The 5,942-nt window shown below is 64.2% G+C and carries 5 protein-coding genes and 1 pseudogene; 3 read left to right on the plus strand and 3 right to left on the minus strand.

Annotated features, from left to right (window positions below):
• The first annotated feature begins 314 nt into the window (after nt 1–314).
• Nucleotides 315–446, plus strand: a complete 132-nt coding sequence (locus EOA27_RS42980) for a hypothetical protein (RefSeq protein ID WP_263498119.1) — start codon at nt 315–317, stop codon at nt 444–446.
• Between the two features lie 187 nt (nt 447–633).
• Here EOA27_RS42980 and EOA27_RS18345 read toward each other — a convergent pair.
• The 3 genes and pseudogenes from EOA27_RS18345 to EOA27_RS18355 form a co-directional block, all read right to left on the minus strand.
• A pseudogene (locus EOA27_RS18345) lies at nt 634–1,400 on the minus strand (metallophosphoesterase).
• Nucleotides 1,401–1,502: 102 nt separating this feature from the next.
• Nucleotides 1,503–2,639 (minus strand): alpha-hydroxy acid oxidase, encoded by a 1,137-nt coding sequence (locus EOA27_RS18350; protein WP_127256843.1) that lies wholly within the window; start codon nt 2,637–2,639, stop codon nt 1,503–1,505.
• 24 nt (nt 2,640–2,663) lie between these two features.
• A complete protein-coding gene (locus EOA27_RS18355; RefSeq protein ID WP_126078882.1) occupies nt 2,664–3,467 on the minus strand; it encodes an FCD domain-containing protein in 804 nt (267 codons plus the stop codon).
• Nucleotides 3,468–3,674: 207 nt separating this feature from the next.
• On the opposite strand from EOA27_RS18355, the gene EOA27_RS18360 reads away from it, so the two are divergent.
• Together EOA27_RS18360 and EOA27_RS18365 are read left to right on the plus strand one after the other, a co-directional pair.
• Nucleotides 3,675–4,997 carry a DUF3422 family protein gene (locus EOA27_RS18360; RefSeq protein ID WP_126078881.1) on the plus strand — a complete coding sequence of 441 codons (1,323 nt, stop codon included), beginning with the start codon at nt 3,675–3,677 and terminating at the stop codon, nt 4,995–4,997.
• 144 nt (nt 4,998–5,141) lie between these two features.
• On the plus strand, nt 5,142–5,942 hold an 801-nt coding region (locus EOA27_RS18365; RefSeq protein WP_127256845.1), incomplete at its 3' end, for an FAD-binding protein.

A 5,942-nucleotide genomic window follows, 5' to 3' on the forward strand; every position in this document is an offset into this window, starting at 1 on the left:
GACCTGAATCTCAACCCACCTTGGCGCACACCGACCTGGGGCGGCGTGACATTATTGGCACGCCACGGCAGTTCCGGCTGGGGAAAACCCTTTTCATCCTTGGTTTGTGTCCGCGCGCCATCCTAGAAGGCGCGCGCTTTGTATCGCCGGTGCAACCGCCATGAACCTTTTGTGTGATCCAGCCGACACACCGGCGAAACAGAATCTGCTTAGAAGCGCGAAATCGTCGAAACATTGAGACGCATTTTATCGTTTCAACGCATTGGTAACCGCGTCGTGCCCAGATGCAGAAAGCTTAACCAGAGATGACGTCCGTGAAAGCAGCACTCCTGTCTTTTGTCATGCTGTCTGCCATCGTGCTCTGCGGCCTGGGCATCTATGCCGCCGACGCAGCAACCAACCACCGGGCCGTCGACGGCTACGGCGTGACGGCCTCGCTCGACTGAGCCCAATCAAAAATCGGAAGCGCGCCCGCGCCGAGATTGCGCCGAAGGCGTGTTGAGATTCAGGTCAAGGCCGAGTCGAAAATGGTGGTTTCCGAGAACCGGAGCGGAGCGTACTTAACGTACGTGAGCACCGGAAGCGCAGGAAAACACCATTTGCAGGCCGGCCTCACCTGAATATCAGCACGCCTTAAAGCGCTTTGCCTTGCACGTCGATGATGCGCTTGTCGCCGCCATTGACGGCGAGCGCGCTCAGCGTCCCCGATTTCCAGGCGAGCGTGTCGACATTGACGCGGTTGGCCTTCACTTCGGCCTCCGGGACGGGCGTGTGCCCGTGCACGATCACCTTTGAAAAAAGCTCCTGGTGATCGTGGAAGGCATCGCGGATCCAGATCAGGTCCAGCAGGTTCTGGCGGTCGAGCGGCACGCCCGGCCTTATCCCGGCATGGCAGAAGAAGAAGTCGCCGAAACTGACCGAAACGTCAGCGACTGCAGGAAATCGACATGGCTGCGCGGCACCGCTTTCACCAGCGCAGCGTGTCCGCGCGCGATGGCTTCCGCCTTGCCGTACCAATGGGCGTCGCGGACAAGGTCCACGCCATAGGACTGCGCGGTCTGCACGCCGCCATAGTTCATGAACAGGCCGTCCGGCTCGGCATCGGCCAGGAATTCGAGCATGCCGATATCATGGTTGCCGGCCAGCATGATGTAGCGCGGATCGCGCTTGCGCGCCTCGATCAGAAAGTCGATGACGCTCTTTGAATCCGGGCCGCGGTCGACATAGTCGCCGAGATGGATGATGCGCCAGTCGGAGGCGGGCGCATGTTCCAGTTGGCTTTCGATGCGCCGGTGCATGGCGGCGAGCAGGTCATGGCGTCCATGTACGTCGCCGATGGCGTAGAGCCGCATGCCGTCCGGCCCGCGCCCGTCGAGATAGTGGATGCCGGTTTCGGTCAAGGTGAACATGTTCCCAAGGCACAGTTGGAGCCAAGCCTAGTGCCGATCGATGAACAACGCCCTAGCGACGCAACCGATCCGTGCGATCTTGGCTACTGCGTCCTAGCGGCGGAGCTGGTCCTTGCCCATGTCGGCGACGAGGCGCTTGCCGCACAGCGCCAGCGTGACGTCCATCTCCTTGCGGATGATTTCGAGCGCCTTGGTGACGCCGTCCTTGCCCATCGCGCCGAGGCCGTAAAGGAACGGCCTGCCGATATAGGTGCCCTTGGCGCCGAGGCAGAGCGCCTTGAGCACGTCCTGGCCGGAACGGATGCCGCCGTCCATATGGACTTCGATCCTGTCGCCGACCGCATCGGCGATCTCTTCCAGCACGGAGATCGAGGAGGGGGCGCCGTCGAGCTGCCGCCCGCCATGGTTTGAGACCACGATCGCGTCCGCCCCGGTCTCGGCCGCCATCAGCGCGTCTTCCGTGTCGAGGATGCCCTTCAGGATCAGCTTGCCGCCCCAGCGTTCCTTGATCCAGGCGACGTCCTTCCACGACAGGTGCGGATCGAATTGCTCATTCGTCCAGGACGATAGTGAGGAGACGTCGCCCACGCCCTTGGCGTGGCCGACGATGTTGCGGAAAGTGCGGCGCTTGGTTCCTGCGATGCCCAGGCACCAGCGCGGCTTCAGCGCAAGGTCGATGATGTTGGCAAGCGTCATCTTCGGCGGCGCCGAAAGCCCGTTGCGCACGTCCTTGTGGCGCTGTCCCAGGATCTGCAGGTCGAGTGTCAGCACCAGCGCCGAACATTTCGCCGCCTTGGCGCGGTCGATGAGGTTGAGCACGAAATCCTTGTCGCGCAGCACGTAGAGCTGAAACCAGAACGGCTTCTTGGTCACCGAGGCGACATCCTCGATCGAGCAGATGCTCATGGTGGACAGCGTGAACGGAACGCCGAACGCTTCCGCCGCCTGCGCCGCCAGCATCTCGCCGTCGGCATGCTGCATGCCGGTCAGCCCGGTCGGCGCCAGCGCCACCGGCATCGCCACCTTCTGGCCGATCATGGTCGATTCCAGCGAGCGGTTGCTCATGTCGACCAGCACGCGCTGGCGGAACTTGATCTTGCCGAAGTCCTCCTCGTTGGCGCGGTAGGTGCTCTCCGTCCATGCGCCGGAATCGGCATAGTCGAAGAACATCTTCGGCACCCTCCGGCGTGCCAGGTCCTTGAGGTCGGCGATGGTGAGGATTTCGCTCATGATGGGTCCCCGCTAAATCTGTGCTTAGGAGCGTTTGCGTGTGGGTTCGATATCGCCGGCATCGGAGCGCTGTCTCAGCCTCAGCCGGGAGACGCGCTGCCAGTCGCCGCTGCGCTCGGCTTCCGCCATCGAGCGCTCGACATAGGTGATGTGGTCCATCGCGGCCTTGCGCGCCGCGATCGGATCGCCGGCCTTGATCGCGGCATGGATCGCCCGGTGCTGCTCGAGCAGCGCCTCGCGCGCGCCCGGCACGCCGAACACCAGAAGCCGGTTCTGGAAAACGCCTTCCGACAACAGCCGGTAGCAGGAGCGCAGCGTGTGCAGCAGGATGATGTTGTGCGCGCATTCGCACACCGCATGATGGAATTCGACGTCGATCTCCGCCTCGTCGTCGAAGTCGCCGGTCCGGTGCGCCTCCTCCATGCGCGCCATGATGCGGTCGAGCAGCGCAAGGTCCTCCGGCGTCGCCCGCCGCGCCGCATATTCGGCCGCCACCGCCTCGATCTCGCGCCGGTACTCCAGATAGTCGGTCACCGCCTTGCGGTGCGTGGAGATGAGGTCCGTCACCGGCTTGGTGAAGAGCTGGCCGATGACGTCGGCGACATGCGTGCCGCCGCCGGGGCGCGTCGTCAGCAGTCCGCGTCCCTCCAGCGCCTTCAGCGCATCGCGCAGGATCGGCCGCGACACGTCGAACTGGCGCGCCAGCTCGCGCTCGCCCGGCAGCCGGTCACCGGTGCGCAGAACGCCTTCGAGGATCAGGCTCTCGATCTGCTGCACCACCTCGTCGGCGGTGCGCGAATGCTCGATCCTGGAGAAAATGTCGCTCAACGGAGACGCCTGGAGCTGGAACGGATGTCGCCCAGATTAAAGCGTCTGTCGCCAACTGGTCAAATTATTTATCCAATTCGCCCAATGTGGTCGGATCGCCTGCCGCGCGCCGTCATCGCCGGATGCTAATATTTGCTGTTTACGCGTCTCGCCGATTGCCGCAAGACCACCGGGTTGCACGAAGGGTCGAAAACAGGGGGACCAGCCGTGTCCGACGAGATGTCCAGTCTCGAATTCCAGCCGCGCGCCCAAGGCAGCGTCATGGGCTTTCCGGCGCATGAGGGGCGGCCCGGCGCGATCGGCGAGGTCCATGCCCGTCCGCACCCGCTGATCGAAAAGCCGCGCGTGCTGATCCAGCTTTCCTTCATGACCGAGGCCGGCGCCGCGGTCGACCATGCCGTGCTCTCGGAGCTTTCGCGGCGGCTGGGAATCGCAGCGCCTGAGCGGAACGCGCGCCACCATGCCATGAAATGGGGCAAGGGCTCGCTGCGTTGGGAGCGGCATACGGAATTCTCGACCTATCTGTGGGAAGGGCCGCTGGCCGAGAATGGCCGGGGGCAGGAAGATTCGCCCTTCGGTAACGGCTTCTCGCCCCCAGGCACGGTGATTTCCGGCATCCGGCTCGAAATCCGCAAATGGACGCAGGCGAGCGAAAGGCTGATCGCCGGCTTCGACCCCACCAGCCTTTGCTACTCGCTGGTCGAAAGGGGCGCCGCCGCCATCATCACCGATTTCCGCCAGGACGGCGACGGGCTGACCCGCATGCTGGTGCTCGATCGCGGCCTGACGCCGGCCAGCACCGGCGCTCTGTCGCAGCGGCTGATCGACATCGAGACCTATCGGACGCTGGCCATGCTCGGCCTGCCGCTGGCGTTGACGCTGTCCGGCCGCGCCCGCCGCATTGAGGACCGCCTGGCGCAGACCACGCTGGAAATGAAGGCCGTCGAAACTCGTGACAGCCAGACATTGCTCGCCGACCTCACCGAGCTCGCCGCCGAGCTCGAGGCCGACGCCGCATCCAGCCTCTACCGCTTCGGCGCCAGCCGCGCCTATGACGGCATCGTCACCGAAAGGCTGGAGGCGCTGGATGAAGAGCCGGTGCAGGGTTTTGATACCTGGGCGGGCTTCCTGCTGCGGCGCATGGCACCGGCCATGCGCACCTGCCGCTCGGTCGAGGAGCGCCAGGCCAACCTGTCGCGAAAACTCACCCGCGCCACCACGCTCTTACGCACCTGGGTCGACGTCGAAGTCGAGAAGCAGAACCGTGACCTGCTGGCATCGATGAACAACCGGGCCCGGCTGCAGCTGCGCCTGCAGCAAACTGTCGAAGGCCTGTCCGTGGCCGCTGTGTCATACTACGTCGTCGGCCTTATCGGCTATGTAGCCAAGGGCGCCTCGATCTTCGGTCACGTCTTCGCGCCAGAAGTCGTCACCGCAGCCTCCGTCCCCGTTGCCATCCTGCTGGTCTGGTGGGGTGTGCGCCGGGTGCGCAAGATGCATTCCGAGCCGGCGAAGCATCCGGGCGAGTAATCTTCCCCTCGATGCGAGGAAGCAGCGGCAGATTGCCGCTGCGGAAGCTGGGCATTACGGTCGCCGCCTTATTTGACCAAAGCAGCGTTTGCAACAAAACGGTCAAGCTGGTAAAAGATTTTGACCAGTCAAGCGGGATAACCGATGTCCGGCCTAGCCATGCCCAAGCCAGATGCCGAAACGCTGCGTCGGCGCGCCGAGATCGTCGCCGACATGCGCATCATCGTGCCGGGCGAGGGCGTCGTCGATACGGCCAATGAAATGCGCGCCTTCGAAAGCGACGGCCTGACCGCCTACCGGCAGTTGCCGCTGGTCGTCGTGCTGCCGGAAACGGTGGCTCAGGTCTCGCGGGTTCTCAAATACTGCAACGAGCGCAATATCCGCGTCGTGCCGCGCGGTTCCGGCACCTCGCTCTCCGGCGGCGCGCTGCCGCTGGAAGATGCGGTGCTGCTGGTGATGAGCCGCTTCAACCGCATCCTGGGGGTCGACTACCCGAACCGCATCGTGGTCGCTCAGCCGGGCGTCACCAATCTCGGCATCACCACCGCCGTCGAGCAGGAGGGCTTCTACTATGCCCCCGATCCATCCTCCCAGATCGCCTGCTCGATCGGCGGCAATGTCGCGGAAAATTCCGGCGGCGTGCACTGCCTGAAATACGGGCTCACCGCCAACAATGTGCTGGGCATCGAGATGGTCCTGATGAACGGCGAGGTCGTGCGCCTCGGCGGCAGTCATCTTGACCAGGAAGGTTACGACCTGCTCGGCGTCATGACCGGCTCCGAAGGCCTGCTCGGCGTCGTCACAGAGGTCACGGTGCGGATCCTGAAGAAGCCGGAGACGGCGCGCGCGCTGCTGATCGGCTTCCCGACCAGCGAACAGGGCGGCCAATGCGTCGCCGACATCATCGGCGCCGGCATCATCCCGGGCGGCATGGAGATGATGGAT

This window comes from Mesorhizobium sp. M2A.F.Ca.ET.037.01.1.1 (genome assembly GCF_003998075.1).
Lineage (GTDB): Bacteria > Pseudomonadota > Alphaproteobacteria > Rhizobiales > Rhizobiaceae > Mesorhizobium.

What these genes read in the sequence shown, in the direction of transcription:
- EOA27_RS18350 (WP_127256843.1), bottom strand. Translation starts at nt 2,639, where the DNA reads ATGAGCGAAATCCTCACCATCGCCGACCTCAAGGACCTGGCACGCCGG.